Raw genomic sequence first — 16246 nt, forward strand, 5'->3', positions numbered from 1 at the left:
GCCACAACGAGGAGGACCGCATATGGAGAACAACATGGCTGCCCCCGCCGCCGTGATCCGCCACCTGCAGTACGCCACGCTGCCCAACGGCACCCGCCTGCACTACGCCAGCGCGGGCGAGCGCGGCAAGCCGCTGATGCTGTTCGTGCACGGCTTTCCTGAATTCTGGTTCGAATGGGAGGCCCAGCTGGCCGAGTTCGGGCGCACGCATTTTGCCGTGGCGCCGGACCTGCGCGGCTACAACCTGTCGAGCAAGCCCGCCGAGGTCGAGGCCTACCGGCCGCGCCATATCGTCGAAGACCTGGTGCAGCTGGTCAGCGCGCTGGGCTATGACCAGGCCGTGGTGGTGGCGCACGACTGGGGCGGGGCGATCTGCTGGAACCTGGCGATCCAGTTCCCGCGGCTGGTGCGCCAGCTCATCATCGTCAACTCGCCGCATCCGTACCTGTTTGCGCGCGCGCTGGCCACCGATCCCGAGCAGCAGGCCGCTTCCGCGTACATGAACTGGCTGCGCAAGCCGGGCGCGGAAAAGGCACTGGCCGCCAACGACTTCGCGCTGCTGGACCGGATGCTGGCCGATGCCGACGGCAAGCCGGCGGCCTGGTACACGCCCGAGACGCGCGCCAGGTACCACGCGGCATGGTCCCAGCCGGGCGAAGGCCTGGACGCCGGCGTCCATCCGCTCACCGGCGGCGTCAATTTCTACCGCGCCTCGCCCATGCACCCGCCGGGCGAGGGCGAGCCGCCGCCCGACATCTCGCGCCTGGATTCGGCCGCCTTTGTGGTCAGGGTGCCCACGCTGGTGATCTGGGGCGAGCGCGACCGCGCGCTGCCGAAATCACTGGTGGACGGGCTGGGTGACTTCGTGCCGGACCTGCGCGTGGAACGCATCCCCGAGGGCACCCACTGGGTGATCCACGAGCAGCCGGAGCGGGTCAACCTGCTGATCCGCAGCGCGCTGCCTGTGTCCTGATCCGGGCAAGACCAGCCCCCGGGGGCTGGTCTTGCCTTCTTCCTCTTCCATTGCCATCGCGGCGCCGCCCCCCATCTCCTCTTCCACCCGGCGAACCAGTCATGCTCCAGCGAGTTTGCCGAAATTGGTTCGTACTGGTCCCTTAGTGATATCTAATTGATGCCAATGGTATTAATTGGCCGAAGGGAAGGCAGCGGCCGCGCCAGACTTGAAAGATAACGACTGCCATTCATGGGAAACCAGAGCTCACCGATGCTGCGTTATCACCGCATTTACCTCGTATTGCGCCAGAAAATCCTCAACGGGGTCTATGACGTGAGCGGCCTGCCGCCCGAATTCGGGCTGATGGAGCAGGACCGGGTGGCGCGCGTGACCGTGCGGCGGGCGCTGGCCGAGCTGCACAAGGAAGGGCTGATTTACCGGCGGCCGGGGCAGAGGACCTTCGTCACGCCGCCGGCGGCATGAAGTCGCTGGGCGGCGCCAGGCTGGAAGCGGTGCTGGGCGATGCCGAGTCGCAGCCGGAGATCGGCGCAGCCGAAGTCGAGAAGATGAACGAGGCTGGCGCCAGCGCCGTGGTCGGCGCCTATGCCAGCGCGATATGCCTCGACACCGACGCCATTATCCCGTCGCGGGAAATGAAGCGTGTCTCCAAGCACGGGCTGGCCGAGGGCCTGTTCTCGGCTGGCGCTACCTGGCGGGAACGGACCGCAGCCTCGCTCCCTTGTTCGTGCTGAACCAGCCGGCGTACACCGGGGCGTCGATCCTGCTGGCCGGAAGCGATTTCGGCTCCGGCTCCTCGCGCGAGCATGCGGTGTGGACGCTGAAGGAGTTCGGCATCCGCGCCATCGTCGCGCCTGGCTTCGGTGCCATCTTCCACAACAACTGCGTGCGCAACGGCCTGTTGCCGGTGGTGCTGCCGATGGCAACGGTGCAGGCGCTCGCCGACGACTGCGCCGGAGCGCCGGCCACGCATCACGGCACCGCGATCTTCAACAACGTGGAAGCCAGCTTCAAGTACCAGGTGACGCCGGCATTGCTGATGAGCGTGTGGCCGCGGACTATGCCAGGGGCTGCGGCATCAACGACGCTCCAGGCGCACCGAATGGCGATCTACCAGAAGGCATCGGGGATCGATTGCACCGGCCAGCGCGCGGTGGCCGCGATCAACGGCGTGTGTCCGTCGGCCGATGACAGCCAGGCGGTGTTGCCCGTGGGCCTGCGCCACAAGTTCTGACGCAGGCGGTGCGGATCGCGGGGCACGCCCCGCGATCCGTCTCAGGACAACCGCTCGCGGTACAGGCGGTAGTTCTCGTCGTCGAAGCAGACGAAGGTGACCTGCTCGATCTCCGGCGCCCCGGCCAGCGCCTCGCGCACCGCGGCGATGGCAATGTCCGCCGCGCGCTCGCGCGGGAAGGCGTAGATGCCGGTGCTGATATTGGGAAAGGCCAGCCTGCGCAGGTGGTGCTGCGCCGCCAGCCGGATGCTGTTGCGGTAGGCGTTGGCGAGCAGTTCGTCCTCGCCCTGGTCGCCGCCTTGCCAGACCGGCCCGACCGCGTGGATCACGTATGGCGCCGGCAGGTGGCCGCCGGTGGTGATCACCGCCTCGCCGGTGGGGCAGCCGCCCTGCGCGTCGCGGATCGCGCGGCAGGCCTCCTTGATGGCGGAGCCGCCGGCCCCGTGGATGGCCCCGTCTACGCCACCGCCGCCCAACAGGCCGCTATTGGCCGCGTTGACGATGGCATCGACCTCCATCCGGGTGATATCGCCATGGACTACCTGCAAATGCTCGCCGCTCATGTTGTCTCCTGCGCTGTGGAGGGGAGGGCCGCCGGACAGCCGCTTGGTCGGTCTGACCGGCGGGAAGCTGCTGTGTGCTACATGGACTGCTCAAGCATACGCCGATAATCCGCGGCGCTGGCGTCTTTCGGGTTGGTCTTGTGGCAGTGATCGACCAGCGCACCGGCAATCACCTTGTCGAACATGTCCTCGGTGACGCCCATCTGGCGCAGCCCGGTGGGCAACCCCAGGCGCGCGGTCATGTCGTGCACGGCCTGCGCGATATCGGCGCCGTCGGGCAGGTGCATGGCGCGGCGCAGGCGTGCGTAGCGGTCGTCGCGCACCACCGTGGGCGCGTCGGCATTGAAGCGCAGCACCGCGGGCATCACTACCGCATTGAGGGTGCCGTGGTGCAGGCCGGTGCGGCCGTCGATCTTCAGCCCGCCCAGCGGGTGCGACAGCGAATGCACGCAGCCCAGCCCCTTCTGAAAGGCCATTGCGCCCTGCATCGATGCGCTCATCATGTTCAGGCGCGCGTCGCGGTCCTGGCCGTCGCGGGTGGCGCGCTCGATATGGCCCCAGCCGCGCTCCAGGCCATCCAGCGCAATGCCGTCCGCGGGCGGGTTGAAGGCGGGGGCCAGGAAGGTCTCGATGCAGTGCGCGATTGCATCCATGCCGGTGGCCGCGGTCAGCCCGGCGGGCAGCCCCAGCGTCAGTTCGGGGTCGCAGACTGCGGACTTGGGCAGCAGGTGCCAGGAATGGAAGCCCAGCTTGCGGCCGTCGTCCAGGATGATGATGGCGCCGCGTGCTACCTCGCTGCCGGTGCCCGAGGTGGTGGGCACCGCGATCAGCGGCGCCGCCTTGTCGGTGATCTTGGCGCTGCCGCCTTCGATGGTGGCATAGGTGGTCAGCTCGCCCTCATGCGTGGCCAGGATGGCGATGCCCTTGGCCAGGTCGATCGACGAGCCGCCGCCCACCGCCACCAGCCCGTCGCAGCCGGCCTCGCGGTATTGCGCGGCGGCCTTGCGCACCATGGCCTCGGTCGGGTTCGACGGGGTTTCATCGAACACTGCAACCTGCAGGCCCTGCATCGCATCAACGGCACGCTGCGCCACGCCGGCGGCGACCACGCCCTTGTCGGTCACCAGCAGCGGGCGGCGGATGCCGATGCGCTCGCATTCGGACTTGAGCAGGCTTACTGCGCCGAAATCCAGGTGGATGTGGGTCAGATAGTAGATAAACGCCATGTTTGCTTGTCTCCTGCCGGGATCTGCCGCGAAATTGTCTTTTGCACGGGCCTGGACCGGATACTCGCCAGGCACGCTGTCTTGGGTTTCAATGGGCCTGCATTGCTGTTTCCGGAGCCCTCGGGATCGCTTCAGCCGATCATCGCCCAAAAACTTGCCGCGTGGCAGGCTGACAGGGATTTTTCGGGGTTATCTCGTACTGCCGGGCACCTGGAACATCTGGCATCATACTAAAATCGAACGATCGTTCACAATTCGAACTTCTCCCGATGCGGGCGACGTGCCAGAGCTTCTGCGCGCCGCTGGCGCCGGGTCCGGATCCGCGTCATTCCCTATGTCCGCCGTACCGTCTTCCAGCCCTGATGCGCCCGCCACGCCCGGCCTGCCGTCCAGCCCGCTCGACCCGCAGGTGGCCGCGCTGCTGGAGCTGATCGCGCGCGCCAAGCGGCCGCCGATCCACGCGATGGCGCCGGAGGACGCCAAGATCGCCTACGAGAAAAGCGCGCCGATCCTGGATATCAACCCGCCGCCCGTGCATATGGCGGAAGACCTGCTGGTGCCGGCGTGCGACGGCCACGCCATTCCGGTCAGGCTTTACACCCCGCGCGAGGCCAGCTGGACTGAACCGCTGCCCTTGCTGGTGTATTTCCACGGCGGCGGCTTCACGGTCGGCAGCGTCAATTCGCACGATCCACTGTGCCGGCTGCTGTGTGGCCAGGCGGACTGCATGGTGCTGTCGGTGGACTACCGGCTCGGGCCGCAATGGCGTTTCCCGACGGCGGCCAACGACGCTTTCGACGTGCTGCACTGGGTCTTCGCCGAAGCCGACCGGCTGGGTGCCGACCCGGCGCGCATCGCGCTGGGAGGCGACAGCGCCGGCGGCACGCTGGCCGCGGCGTGTGCCGTGGAGGCCCGCAATACGGGCCTGGCGCCCGTGCTGCAGTTGCTGATCTATCCCGGCACCTGTGCGCGCCAGGACACGCCGTCGCACCGCGCGCTGGCCGATGGCTACCTGCTGACGGCGGACATGATCCGCTGGTTCTTTGCCCAGTACCTGGACCAGGAAGCCAGCCGCGACGACTGGCGTTTCGCCCCGCTGGACGGCGGCGGCACCGGCGCCGAGGTGCGCGGCACATGCCCTGCCTGGATCGCCGTGGCCGGCTACGACCCGCTGCACGACGAGGGCGTGGCCTACGCAGAGAAGCTGCGCGCCGCCGGCGTGGCCGCCACGCTGGCGGACTACCCCGGCATGATCCATGATTTCTTCAAGCTGGGCCGGTTCGTGCCGGCGGTGGCGCAGGCACATGCCGACGCCGTTGCCGCGCTGCGCGCCGCGTTCGGCACACCGCACAACTAGACCAGCAGCCGCGGTCAGCGCCGCACCGGCCCGGCCTTCCATTTTCAGCAGTGACTTGCAGCACAAGGAGACATAGTCAAATGCAACGCCGCCACTTCATCGCCCGCGCGGGCATCGCCGCCGCCACCGCGGCACTGGGCCTTGCCGCCATGCCCGCCCAGGCACAGGCCGACAAGTTCCCGCAGCGCCCGATCCGCCTGGTGATCGGCTACACCGCCGGCGGCTCCACGGATATCCCGTTCCGCGTGCTGGCCGACAACGCCTCCAAGATCCTGGGCCAGCCCGTGATCGTCGAGAACAAGCCCGGCGCGGGCGGCGTGCTGCCCGCGCAGATGATGCAGGCCACCGCGCCGGACGGCTACACGCTGGCCCAGGTGGCCATGCCGGTCTACCGCCTGCCGTACACCACCAAGATCAACTGGGACCCGGTCAAGGACCTGAGCTACATCATCAACCTCGCCGGCTATTCGTTCGGCCTGGTGGTGCCGGCCGATTCGCCGATCAAGACGATGCAGGAGTACATCGCCTACGCCAAGGCCAACCCGGGCAAGCTGACCTACGGCTCGCCGGGCTCCATGACCACGCTGCACCTGACCATGGAAGAGCTGGCCATGAAGCAGGGCGTGCAGTTCTCGCACATCCCCTACAAGGGCAATTCCGAGTCGATGCAGGCGCTGCTGGGCGGCCACGTGATGTCGGTGGCCGACACGCCGGCGTGGGCACCGTATGTGGAGCAGGGCAAGCTGCGCCTGCTGTCGACCTGGGGCGAGAAGCGCTCGGCGCGCTTCCCCAACGTGCCGACGCTGAAGGAACTGGGCATCGGCATCGTGCAGACCTCGCCGTTCGGCCTGGTCGCGCCCAAGGGTACCGACCCGAAGATCGTGCAGAAGCTGCATGACGCCTTCAAGAAGGCCATGGACATGCCGAACTACCGCGAATCGCTGGCCAAGTTCGACATGGAGCCGTACTACATGAACAGCCAGCAATACGCGCAGTTTGCGGCCGAGACCGTCAAGAAGGAAAAGGCGATCATCGAGAAGCTGGGGCTGGCCAAGGCGCAATAACGCGATCAGCCTGCCGCCACCATCATCGATTCAGGCCGCCGCGCCTGCCGGCCCTGTCCGGCGGGCCGGCGGCCTGGTGCCTTGACAAGCCACGACAAACAAGGAGACCAAGCCGATGGCCAAAGAGGATTTCCGCCACAGCATCCCCCTGCGCGTGCGCTGGGCCGAAGTCGATCCGCAGTCGATCGTCTTCAACGCGCACTACCTGACGTACTGCGATATCTGCGTGACCGAGTACTGGCGCGCGCTGGGCATCCGCTATCCGGAAGACGTGCTGCACGCGCATGGCGTGGACATCTTCGTGGTCAAGTCCACGCTGGAATACCACGCCTCGGCGCGCTTTGACGACGAGCTGGAAATCCGCGGCCGCATGTCGCGCCTGGGGCGCTCGAGCATGCTGTTCCGGGTGGAGATGTTCCGCGGCGACGAGCACCTGATCACCGGTGAGATCGTCTATGTGTGCGCGGACCCGGCCACGCAGAAATCGGCGGCGATTCCGGGGCAGGTAAGGGAGACGATTGAAGGGTATGAGGTGGTGAAGCCGGCGGTGTGAGGCAAGGCGTCACCGAATGACGCCGCCCGCCTTGCCGGTAGCGCGCCGCCGGATTCCAGGTGCAGCAAGAATTATCGGTGTCCTGCATCAGCTGTCGCGACCTGTAACACAAAGATGTTGGTAAGTAGGGATCGCTTGCCTAGAATCGGTGTGAGCCAGTGCTCAAAGAGGATCTTCGTTGCCGAAGCATTCTTTAGGAAGGCAATGTCGAATCACAAACCATGAGGAGACGGCAATGACCATGCGTAAGCTGCCTGCAGTCGGCTTGACAGTGATGATGGTGCTCGCTTTTACGGCGGCGAGCGCCCAGCAGAAACCGGAATCAACAGCCCCGCAAAGCGCGGAATCCACCCAAATTCCGCCAGCGCCATCGACTACCGCCGAAGCCAAGGCCAAAATCTCCGAGCGTTTCAAGATTGCCGATACCAACCACGACGGGAAGCTAAGCCGCGAAGAAGCCCAGGCAGGCGCGCCGGTAGTCTACAAGCACTTTGACAAGATCGATGTCAAGAAGTCGGGTTACGTCACCGAACGTCAGATCGGTGCGTACTGGACATCGAAGTCCAAGGCACAGCAGCAGAAAGAGGATCCCATCTGGAACTGACGTCTTCGCCTCTGCTTGACCCGGCCCCCTCTCCCGCGCACGGGAAAGGGGGCCGGCCCGCGGGAGATGCCAGTATGTCGCGAAGGAAGCCGGCCTGGCTTTACTTGCTCAGCCCCACATCCTCCATATAAGCCCGAATCACCTCATCAAAGCTCGCATCGCTCTGGAACCCCAGCGACTGCGCACGCTCCGCATTCCACGCCGCCGGCCAGGTGCCGACGATGTTCTCCACGCGCGCTTCGCGCTCCCACGTCACGCGGTCCGCCACGGCATCGCCCGCCACGCGGCGCAGGGCGTCGACCATGCCGGCAGCCGTGACCGACAGGCCCGGCAGGTTCACCACGCGGCGGTTGCCCAGCCGTTCGCCGGCCAGTTCGATGCCATTGACCAGTGCCGCCACCGCTGCGCGCGGCGACAGCAGCCACAGCGGCGTGTCCGGTGCCACCGGGCAATTGGCGCTGACACCCGACAGCGGCTCGCGGATGATGCCGCTGGCGAACGACGAGGCCGCCGCATTGGGCTTGCCCGGGCGCACGCTGATGGTGGGCAGCCGAAGCACGCGGCCGTCGACAAAGCCGCGGCGGCTGTAGTCCGACAGCAGCAGCTCGCCGATGGCCTTCTGCACGCCGTACGACGATTGCGGGCTCAGCGCGGTGTCGTCCTGCACCACCGGCGGCAACTGGCCGCCGTAGACCGCGACCGAGCTGGTGAACAGCACGCGCGGCTGGTGGCCCAGCTCACGGCAGGTTTCCAGCAGCGCGCGCGAGGCGTCCAGGTTGACGCGCATGCCGAGATCGAAATCCGCCTCGGCCTGGCCGCTGACCACGGCCGCCAGGTGGAACACGGCGCCGGTGTCCTTGTCGATGGCCTGGCGCAGCACGGCCGGGTCGGACAGGTCGCCCGTCACCACGCGCACGCGCGCATCGTCCAGGCCTTGCGGCGCTACCACGTCGAGCAGCGTCAGGCGGTCGATGGCGACGGGCTGGCCGTCCAGGTTCAGGGTGCCGCGTTGCAGCAGCAGGCGGGCGAGTTGCAGGCCGAGGAAGCCGGCGCCGCCGGTAATCAGTACGTTCATCAGACTTGCTCCGAGAAACCTCGCCCTTCAGGGCGGGGAGTGAAAGGAGTGCTGCCGGCAGCAAGCAATCCCATATTAGAATGACCGGCATGCTTCTGGTCTATCGCTGCCGGGTGAAGTCGCTGAACGGCCTGCTCAATCAGCAGAGCCGCGCGGTGAACTACGTCTGGAACTTCTGCAACGACACGCAGAAGCACGCACTCAAGTGGGGCAAGAAATGGCCCACGGGTTTCGATCTGAACGTGTTGACCACCGGCAGCAGCAAGGAACTGCGCATCCATTCCGGGTTCCTGAACATCGTGATTGAAGTTGCCGACACCCAGGCCCGCTGCCCGGAACGCGGCATCGGCATCGATCTGGGCTTTAAGGACATTGCCACGCTGTCCACCGGCGAGAAGGTCGAGAATCCGCGCCACCTTGGCCGACTCGAGCAAGCGCTGGCCAAAGCGCAGCGAGCGCGCAAGCGGCGACAGGCAACGAACCTTCACGCCCGCATCACCAACGCAAGGCGTGACTTCCTGCACAAGCTCTCGCGTCGCATCGTGCGAGACTTTGACTACATCGCGGTGGGGCATGTGAACGCCGCCGGCCTCGCCAAAACCAGCATGGCGAAGTCCGTCCTCGATGCGGGCTGGTCGACCTTCCGCACAATGCTCGCGTACAAGGCGATTGCGCATGGCGCGTGGTATGAGGAAGTCGACGAACGTTTCACCACCCAGGTTTGTTCTTCGTGCGACGCGATGCCGCCGGGGAGGCCGAAAGGTATCGCAGACCTCGGAATAAGGCAGTGGGTATGCAGTGAATGCGGTGCCGTACATGATCGCGATGTGAACGCTGCGTTAAATATCCTTGCCCGATCGGGACATCGATCGCCTGCAGAGGGAATCTCCTCCCTTTAGGGAGGGGAGAATGTCAAGGCAGGAAGGATTTGTTCTTTGGGTTTGCGCGAAGGATCAGCGGCCGAGGTAAGGCTTGAGCCAGCCCAGGCCCTCGGAAGTGCCGGCGCGGGGGCGATATTCGCAGCCGATCCAGCCTTCGTAGCCGAGCCCGTCGATGACCTCGAACAGATAGGGGTAGTTCAGTTCGCCCAGGTCCGGTTCATGGCGCTCGGGCACGCCGGCGATCTGGATATGGCCAATGCCGGACATGTCGCGCTTCAGTTTCATCGCGATATCACCCTCGACGATCTGGCAGTGATAGCAGTCGAACTGCACCTTCAGGTTGGCCGCGCCGATCTCCTTGCAGATTGCCTGCGCATCGTCCTGGCGGTTCAGGAAGTAGCCTGGCATGTCGCGCGTGTTGATCGGTTCGAGCACGATGGTGATGCCCTGTGCGGCAGCGGCCTTGGCGGCGAAGGCCACATTCTCCAGGTAGGCGGCGCGGTGGCGGGCGCGGTCGGCACCGGCCGGCACTAGCCCCGCCATCACGTGCACGCGGTCATTGCCGATCACGCCAGCGTATTCCAATGCGCGGCCGACGGCGTCGCGGAACTCCGCCTCGCGCCCCGGCAGCGCAGCCAAGCCGCGCTCACCGGCTGCCCAGTCGCCCGGCGGGGCGTTGAACAGCGCCTGCGTGAGACCGTTCGCGTCCAGGCGCGCGCGCAGCTCGGTGGCGGCGTGCTCGTAGGGGAACAGGTACTCCACTGCCCGGAAGCCGTCCGCCGCGGCAGCGGCGAAGCGGTCCAGGAAAGCGTGCTCGTTGTACATCATCGAGAGATTTGCGGCGAAGCGCGGCATGGGAACTCCAAAGCGGTAGTACGGAACCGGCCCGATCGAGGCTAGGTCGAAAGCGGGCCGGCCAGGATCAACGGTTGACCAGTTTAGCGGGCGTCAGCCACACCAGCACGGCGCCGACGACCAGGATCGCGGACAGCACGTACATGGGCAGCTGCGTACTGTGCGTCATGTCCTTCAGCGCGCCGACCATGTACGGCGACACGAAGCCGGCCAGGTTGCCGACCGAATTCACCACGGCAATACCAGAAGCGGCGGCAATGCCCGACAGGAACGAGGTCGGCAGCGACCAGAACAGAGGCGCGCAGGTCAGCACCCCGGCAGCGGCCAGCGACAGTGCGGCGATGGCCACCGTTGTATTGTTGGTGAACGAGGCAGCAATGGCAAAGCCCAAGGCACCCATCAGCGCCGGCACGATCAGGTGCCAGCGGCGCTCGCGGCGGGCGTCGGCGCTGTGGCCCAGGATGTTCATCACGACCACGGCGCAGATGAAGGGGATCGCCGACAGCAGGCCGATGTTCAGGTTGCCGGTCACGCCGCTGGCCTTCACCAGCGTGGGCATCCAGAAGGTCAGAGCGTATTGGCCGGTGACGAAGCAGAAGTAGATCAGGCACATCCACCACACGCGGCGGTCGGAGAACACCGCGCCCAGCGAGTGGCCGTGGGACTTGCCGGCGGCGGTGGCGGCGTTAAGGGCGTTGCGCTGGTCTTCCTCGATATTGCGCTTGAGCACGCGCTTTTCATCGGCGTCGAGCCACGGTGCCTTGTCGATGCCGTCGCGCAGCACGAAGATCGTCACCACGCCGATCACGAACGCGGGCAGCGCCTCGATCAGGAACATCCATTGCCAGCCACGCATATCGTGCACGCCGTTGAAGGCATCCATGATCCAGCCCGACAGCGGGTTGCCGAACATGCCTGCAATCGGGATGCCCGACATGAACAGCGCGATCATCTTGCCGCGGCGGTTGGCCGGGAACCAGTAGGTCAGGTACAGGATCACGCCGGGGTAGAAGCCCGCTTCGGCCAGGCCGAGCAGGAATCGCATCGTGTAGAACTGGGTCGGCGTCTTCACGAACAGGAACAGCGCCGAGATGATGCCCCAGGTGATCATGATGCGCGCGATCCAGATGCGCGCGCCGATGCGGTGCATCAGCAGGTTGCTGGGCACCTCGAACAGGAAGTAGCCGATAAAGAACAGGCCGGCGCCGAGGCCGAACACGGTCTCGGAGAAGGCCAGGTCCTGGCCCATCTGCAGCTTGGCGAAGCCGACGTTGACGCGGTCGAGGTAGGCGACCACGTAGCACAGCATCAGGAACGGCATGACACGCCAGAACACCTTGCTGTAGGCGCGTTTTTCGATCTGGGCTTCGGTGTCCAGCCGGGCGTTGCCGCCCAGGCTGTCAAGGGCGGGCACGCTCGCCGCCGGTTGGTTTGGATTCACGGTGGTCTCCGGGTATGGTGGTGGGTCTAATGCGGCGGCGCGCGGAATGCAGGCATGCGCGTCCCCCGCACGGTGGCCGCTAGGCAACCGCGCCGGGTGAAGCCGTCGTTTATCGGGGAAAAGCGGTTGTTACCAGCGCGCCTGGAAGGCGTCGCGCAACTCAGCCAGTGCGCCGTCGGGCAGCGCCGCGCGGGCGGCGAAGCCCGGCGTGTCTTTCATCGTCATCCATAGCTTGGCGGTCTCCTCCAGTTCTTCCAGCGCGAACGCGGCGCGCGAGACGCTGGATTCCCACACCACCGGGCCAAGGCGCTCCAGCAGCACGCCACGCACCTGCGCGGCCAGCGTGGCCACGCGCGCGGCCACGGCCGGATCGCCGGGGCGATGGTAGGGAATCAGCGGGATATGGCCGACCTTCATCACGTAATACGGCGTGAGCGGCGGCAGTACGTCGTCCGGTTGCCAGACACCAGCCAGCGTCAGGGCCACGAGGTGCGTCGAGTGCGTATGCACCACGGCGTGCGCCCCGGGGTTGTTGTCGTAGATCGCGCGATGCAGCGTCAGCGTCTTGGACGGCTTGTCGCCGGAGACCCAGCTGCCATCAGTGGCCACCTTGGCAACCGCGGCCGGGTCCATCATGCCCAGGCAGGCATCGGTCGGCGTGATCAGCCAGCCGTCGTCCAGCCGCGCGCTGATATTGCCGGCCGAGCCCACGGTATAGCCGCGCTGGTACAGGCTGGCGCCGATGCGGCAGATCTCTTCGCGCAGCTGGTTTTCCGTACTCACGACTGGCCTCCAAGCTGGCGCAGCGCCTCGTCAAAGAAGTCCGGGCCGCCGAAGTTGCCCGACTTGAGCGCCAGCGCCAGCGGCTTTGCATCCAGCGTGACGGTGGCCGGCACGCCCGGTGCAATCTGCGCGCCGATACGCAAGGCGCGCACGCCCAGCGCCTGCACCACCGCGCCGGAGGTTTCGCCGCCGGCCACGACGAAGCGGCGCGTACCGCGTGCCAGCAGCCCGGCGGCAACCGTGGCCAGGCACTGCTCGACCAGGTGTCCTGCGCGCTCAACGCCCAGTTCGGCCTGCACGGCCTTGACTTCATCGGGGCTGGAGGTGGCGTAGATCAGCACAGGTTCGTCATGCGCGGCAGCAAAGGCCAGCGCCGAGTCGGCCACGGCTTCGCCGCGCGCCAGCGCGAGCGGGTCGATGCGCAGCGCCGGGCGGCCTTGTTCCAGCCAGCGTGCCACCTGGCCATTGGTCGCGCGCGAGGCGCTGCCGGCCAGCACCACGCCCGGGCCGTCGATGGCAGGCACCGAAGCGGCGTCACCGCGCTGCGGCAGCAGGCCGGCGCGGCGGAAATTCCCGGGCAGTCCCAGCGCGATGCCGGAGCCGCCGGTAATCAGCGGCAGGTTGGCGCAGGCTTCGCCCAGCGTAAACAGGTCCGCGTCGGATACCGCGTCGGCTATCGCCAGCCGCACGCCGTCGCTGCGCAGCGCGGCGATACGCTCGGCCGTGGCCTGCGCGCCGCGTGCCACCGCGTCGTAGCGCAGCAGGCCGACCTTGCTCTTGCTCTGGCGCTGCAGCACGCGCACCAGGCTGGCATCGGTCATCGGCGTCAGCGGATGGTGCTCCATGCCCGATTCATTGAGCAGCACGTCGCCCACGAACAGGTGGCCGCGGAAGATGGTGCGGCCGTTCTCGGGAAAGGCCGGGCAGGCGATGGTGAAATCGCTGTCCAGCGCCGCCAGCAGCGCTTCGGCCACCGGGCCGATATTGCCGGCATCGGTTGAGTCGAAGGTGGAGCAGTACTTGAAGACAAACTGGCGGCAGCCCTGCGCGCGCAGCCATTGCAGCGCGGCCAGCGACTGGGCCACGGCCTCGACGGCCGGGATGGTGCGGGACTTGAGCGCCACCACCAGCGCATCGGCTTCGCCAATGTCCTGCACGGCGCCCACGTCGGGCAGGCCGATGGTCTGCACGGTGCGCATGCCATTGCGCACCAGCGTGTTGGCGAGGTCGGTGGCGCCGGTGAAATCGTCGGCGATGCAGCCCAAAAGCGGGCGATGGGCGAGGGTGCCTGCGGTCATCGTGCGCCCCTCTTATTCGGCCTTGCCCGGCAGTTCGATGCCCGGGAAGATCTTGATCACGGCCGAGTCGTCCTCGCCGCCATGGCCGGCGGTGGAAGCCATCATGAACATCTGGTGCGCGGCCGCCGACAGCGGCAGCGGGAATTTGCTGTGGCGCGCGGTGTCGAGCACCATGCCCAGGTCCTTGACGAAGATGTCGACCGCTGACAGCGGCGTGTAGTCGCCCTTCAGGATATGGGGCACGCGGTTCTCGAACATCCACGAGTTGCCCGCGCTGTGCGTGATCACGTCATAGAGCGCATCCGGGTCCACGCCTTCGCGCAGGCCCAGTGCCATCGCCTCGGCGGCCGCGGCGATATGCACGCCGGCCAGCAGCTGGTTGATGATCTTGACCTTGGAGCCCGCGCCGTGCGCGGCGCCCAGGCGGTACACCTTGCCGGCGATGGCGGCCAGCACGTCCTCGGCCAGCGAGTAGGCTTCGGCCGGGCCGGAGGTCATCATGGTCATTTCGCCGCTGGCGGCGCGCGCTGCGCCGCCGGAGACCGGTGCGTCCAGCATCAGCAGGCCCTGTTCCGCCAGCCGGCGGCCCAGCGCCTGGGCAAAGCCCGGCGGCACGGTGGCGCTGGCGATCACCAGCTTGCCCGGCTCCATCGCGGCCGCGGCACCGTTGGCGCCGAACAGCACGGCCTCGGTCTGCTGCGCGTTGACCACCAGCGTCAGCACCACGTCGCAACGGCTGCCCAGCTCGGCGGGCGAGGCGCACGGCACACCGCCGGCATCGGCAAAGCGCTGCAGCACTTCGGGGCGCAGGTCGCACGCGTGCACGTTGAAGCCGGCACGCAGCAGCGACTGCGCGACACCAAAGCCCATGGCACCAAGGCCGATGACGCCGATATTCCTGGACATGAAGGGACTCCTGAAACAGATACGGATAATTCGATGGTTCGGGCTTGCGCGCGCGTCAGTTGGTGGCGCCGTGCGCTTCGCCGCTCTCGTCGGCACCCAGCTGGGCCAGCCGGTGCGCGGCGTTGTACATATGGTTCTGCGCGGCATTGCGGGCGGCCAGCGGGTCGCCTGCGCGGATGGCGGCGACGATGGCCTGGTGTTCTTCACGCACCTGGCGCGAAAAGTCCGCGCGGCGCGCCTCGTTGGTCCGGGTCACGCGCGTGGCCGCTTCCAGGTACTGGCTGAGGAAGGCCAGCGTCTTCAGGAAATACGGGTTGCCGGTGGCCTCGGCGATGGCACGGTGGAAGGCCACGTCTTCGGTCACGCCGTCGCCGCCTTGCGCTACCTCTTCGTCGAGCCGGGCCAGCGCGGCGTCGATGGCTGCCATCGACGCATCGGTGCGGCGGCGGGCGGCCTGCGCGGCCACCTCGGCCTCGATCGCGCGGCGCAACTCGACGATCTGCAGCACCGATTCCAGCGTGCCGGTTTCGGTGTAGTCGATGCGCAGCGGCCGGATGCCGGCCTGTAGCGTCACGAACACGCCGCTGCCCTGGCGCGACTCCACCACGCCTTCGTACTTGAGCCGGGAGATGGCTTCGCGCACCACGGTGCGGCTGACGCCGAATTCCTCGGACAGCACCGCCTCGGTCGGCAGCTTGGCGCCGCGGGCAAAGGCGCCGCTCTGGATCTTGTCCAGCAACTGTTCGGCGACGTTGTCGGTCAGGGCGCGGGCTGGGACTTTCTGGAACACGGAAGTCTCCGGGTCATTGGGTAATAAGGTCATCATACAAATTTGCTAAAGGGATGCCTCCCCGGGCAAACCCTAATCTGGTGCGGAAGATGTCGTCTTTGGTCCACTTTGGTGCAATATGCGCGCCCCGCACCACTGGCGTATGATGAGCGCCCGCCCGGATTTCGGGCGCTGCCATTCAACCAGCCTGATTGCACCGCCATGCCCGTCACCGTCCTGATCTGCCCCTGGTCCGAAGCCCGCGAACGCGCGCGCGCCATCCGCTACACCGTCTTCGTCGAAGAGCAGGGCGTGCCGGTGGAGCTGGAATGGGATGAATGGGACGAGCCGAGCTGGCACGCGCTGGCGCTGGCCGAGGATGGCACGCCGGTCGCCACCGGACGGCTGCTGCCAGATGGCCATATCGGGCGCATGGCGGTGCTGAAGTCCGCGCGCGGCACCGGCGTCGGCGCACTGGTGCTGGATGCGCTGATGCGCAAGGCTGAGGCGCTTGGCTACCCGGAACTGGTACTCAATGCGCAGACGCACGCGGCGCCGTTCTATGCGCGCGTGGGCTTTGCTCAGGTGGGGCCGGAATTCGAAGAGGCGGGCATCCCGCACGTGGAGATGCGCAAGCGGCTGGCCGGCTGAACGCCGGGAATCC

19 protein-coding genes are annotated in these 16246 nt (G+C 66.9%); 10 read left to right on the forward strand and 9 right to left on the reverse strand.

Annotated elements, in window-relative coordinates:
• Window positions 1–22 precede the first annotated feature (22 nt).
• From KB879_RS07925 to KB879_RS39240, 4 genes are all read left to right on the forward strand, one after another.
• On the forward strand, window positions 23–973 hold the full coding sequence (locus KB879_RS07925; protein ID WP_153954824.1) for an alpha/beta fold hydrolase: 951 nt from the start codon (window positions 23–25) through the stop codon (window positions 971–973).
• A 252-nt stretch (window positions 974–1225) separates the two neighbouring features.
• Window positions 1226–1438, forward strand: coding sequence for a GntR family transcriptional regulator (locus KB879_RS07930; RefSeq protein ID WP_228772498.1), 213 nt, complete (start codon window positions 1226–1228; stop codon window positions 1436–1438).
• Window positions 1435–1707 (forward strand): hypothetical protein, encoded by a 273-nt coding sequence (locus KB879_RS39235; protein WP_228772497.1) that lies wholly within the window; start codon window positions 1435–1437, stop codon window positions 1705–1707. Before KB879_RS07930 ends, KB879_RS39235 begins: the two co-directional genes overlap by 4 nt.
• Window positions 1665–2207, forward strand: a complete 543-nt coding sequence (locus KB879_RS39240) for a hypothetical protein (protein WP_228772500.1) — start codon at window positions 1665–1667, stop codon at window positions 2205–2207. The genes KB879_RS39235 and KB879_RS39240 overlap by 43 nt, the downstream gene beginning before the upstream one ends.
• A gap of 41 nt (window positions 2208–2248) precedes the next feature.
• Here KB879_RS39240 and KB879_RS07940 read toward each other — a convergent pair whose 3' ends face one another.
• Both KB879_RS07940 and KB879_RS07945 read right to left on the reverse strand, forming a co-directional pair.
• Window positions 2249–2770: an O-acetyl-ADP-ribose deacetylase gene (locus KB879_RS07940; RefSeq protein WP_013956548.1), complete on the reverse strand. Its 522-nt coding sequence runs from the start codon at window positions 2768–2770 to the stop codon at window positions 2249–2251.
• A gap of 77 nt (window positions 2771–2847) precedes the next feature.
• Window positions 2848–3996: an iron-containing alcohol dehydrogenase gene (locus KB879_RS07945; RefSeq protein ID WP_013956549.1), complete on the reverse strand. Its 1149-nt coding sequence runs from the start codon at window positions 3994–3996 to the stop codon at window positions 2848–2850.
• Window positions 3997–4330: 334 nt separating this feature from the next.
• On the opposite strand from KB879_RS07945, the gene KB879_RS07950 reads away from it, so the two are divergent.
• From KB879_RS07950 to KB879_RS07965, 4 genes are all read left to right on the forward strand, one after another.
• On the forward strand, window positions 4331–5353 hold the full coding sequence (locus KB879_RS07950; RefSeq protein ID WP_013956550.1) for an alpha/beta hydrolase: 1023 nt from the start codon (window positions 4331–4333) through the stop codon (window positions 5351–5353).
• 80 nt (window positions 5354–5433) lie between these two features.
• On the forward strand, window positions 5434–6417 hold the full coding sequence (locus KB879_RS07955) for a tripartite tricarboxylate transporter substrate binding protein (RefSeq protein WP_013956551.1): 984 nt from the start codon (window positions 5434–5436) through the stop codon (window positions 6415–6417).
• Window positions 6418–6532: 115 nt separating this feature from the next.
• The gene (locus KB879_RS07960) at window positions 6533–6970 is read left to right on the forward strand and encodes a YbgC/FadM family acyl-CoA thioesterase (RefSeq protein ID WP_013956552.1); all 438 of its coding nucleotides are present in this window, start codon (window positions 6533–6535) and stop codon (window positions 6968–6970) included.
• A gap of 235 nt (window positions 6971–7205) precedes the next feature.
• Window positions 7206–7574, forward strand: a complete 369-nt coding sequence (locus tag KB879_RS07965; RefSeq protein WP_153954823.1) for an EF-hand domain-containing protein — start codon at window positions 7206–7208, stop codon at window positions 7572–7574.
• A gap of 100 nt (window positions 7575–7674) precedes the next feature.
• Here KB879_RS07965 and denD read toward each other — a convergent pair whose 3' ends face one another.
• The gene (denD, locus tag KB879_RS07970; RefSeq protein WP_153954822.1) at window positions 7675–8649 is read right to left on the reverse strand and encodes a D-erythronate dehydrogenase; all 975 of its coding nucleotides are present in this window, start codon (window positions 8647–8649) and stop codon (window positions 7675–7677) included.
• A gap of 89 nt (window positions 8650–8738) precedes the next feature.
• On the opposite strand from denD, the gene KB879_RS07975 reads away from it, so the two are divergent.
• Complete coding sequence (locus tag KB879_RS07975) at window positions 8739–9548, forward strand: transposase (protein ID WP_276522815.1); 810 nt, start codon at window positions 8739–8741, stop codon at window positions 9546–9548.
• Between the two features lie 54 nt (window positions 9549–9602).
• Here the strand turns inward: KB879_RS07975 and otnI are convergent, their stop codons facing one another.
• From otnI to KB879_RS08005, 6 genes are all read right to left on the reverse strand, one after another.
• Window positions 9603–10385, reverse strand: coding sequence for a 2-oxo-tetronate isomerase (gene otnI, locus KB879_RS07980; RefSeq protein ID WP_013956556.1), 783 nt, complete (start codon window positions 10383–10385; stop codon window positions 9603–9605).
• Between the two features lie 67 nt (window positions 10386–10452).
• A complete protein-coding gene (locus KB879_RS07985) occupies window positions 10453–11826 on the reverse strand; it encodes an MFS transporter (RefSeq protein ID WP_013956557.1) in 1374 nt (457 codons plus the stop codon).
• A 129-nt stretch (window positions 11827–11955) separates the two neighbouring features.
• Entirely contained in the window at window positions 11956–12609 is a 654-nt protein-coding gene (locus tag KB879_RS07990) for an aldolase (protein WP_114130384.1), read from the reverse strand.
• A complete protein-coding gene (gene otnK / locus KB879_RS07995) occupies window positions 12606–13907 on the reverse strand; it encodes a 3-oxo-tetronate kinase (protein WP_013956559.1) in 1302 nt (433 codons plus the stop codon). Before otnK ends, KB879_RS07990 begins: the two co-directional genes overlap by 4 nt.
• Window positions 13908–13919: 12 nt before the next feature.
• Complete coding sequence (gene ltnD, locus KB879_RS08000) at window positions 13920–14813, reverse strand: L-threonate dehydrogenase (RefSeq protein ID WP_153954820.1); 894 nt, start codon at window positions 14811–14813, stop codon at window positions 13920–13922.
• A 55-nt stretch (window positions 14814–14868) separates the two neighbouring features.
• The gene (locus KB879_RS08005; protein ID WP_211980990.1) at window positions 14869–15603 is read right to left on the reverse strand and encodes a FadR/GntR family transcriptional regulator; all 735 of its coding nucleotides are present in this window, start codon (window positions 15601–15603) and stop codon (window positions 14869–14871) included.
• A 201-nt stretch (window positions 15604–15804) separates the two neighbouring features.
• Here KB879_RS08005 and KB879_RS08010 point away from each other — a divergent pair, with 201 nt between their 5' ends.
• Window positions 15805–16233 carry a GNAT family N-acetyltransferase gene (locus KB879_RS08010; RefSeq protein ID WP_013956562.1) on the forward strand — a complete coding sequence of 143 codons (429 nt, stop codon included), beginning with the start codon at window positions 15805–15807 and terminating at the stop codon, window positions 16231–16233.
• Window positions 16234–16246: the final 13 nt, after the last annotated feature.

It is taken from the genome of Cupriavidus sp. KK10 (genome assembly GCF_018223725.1).
Classification (GTDB): Bacteria; Pseudomonadota; Gammaproteobacteria; order Burkholderiales; family Burkholderiaceae; genus Cupriavidus; species Cupriavidus necator.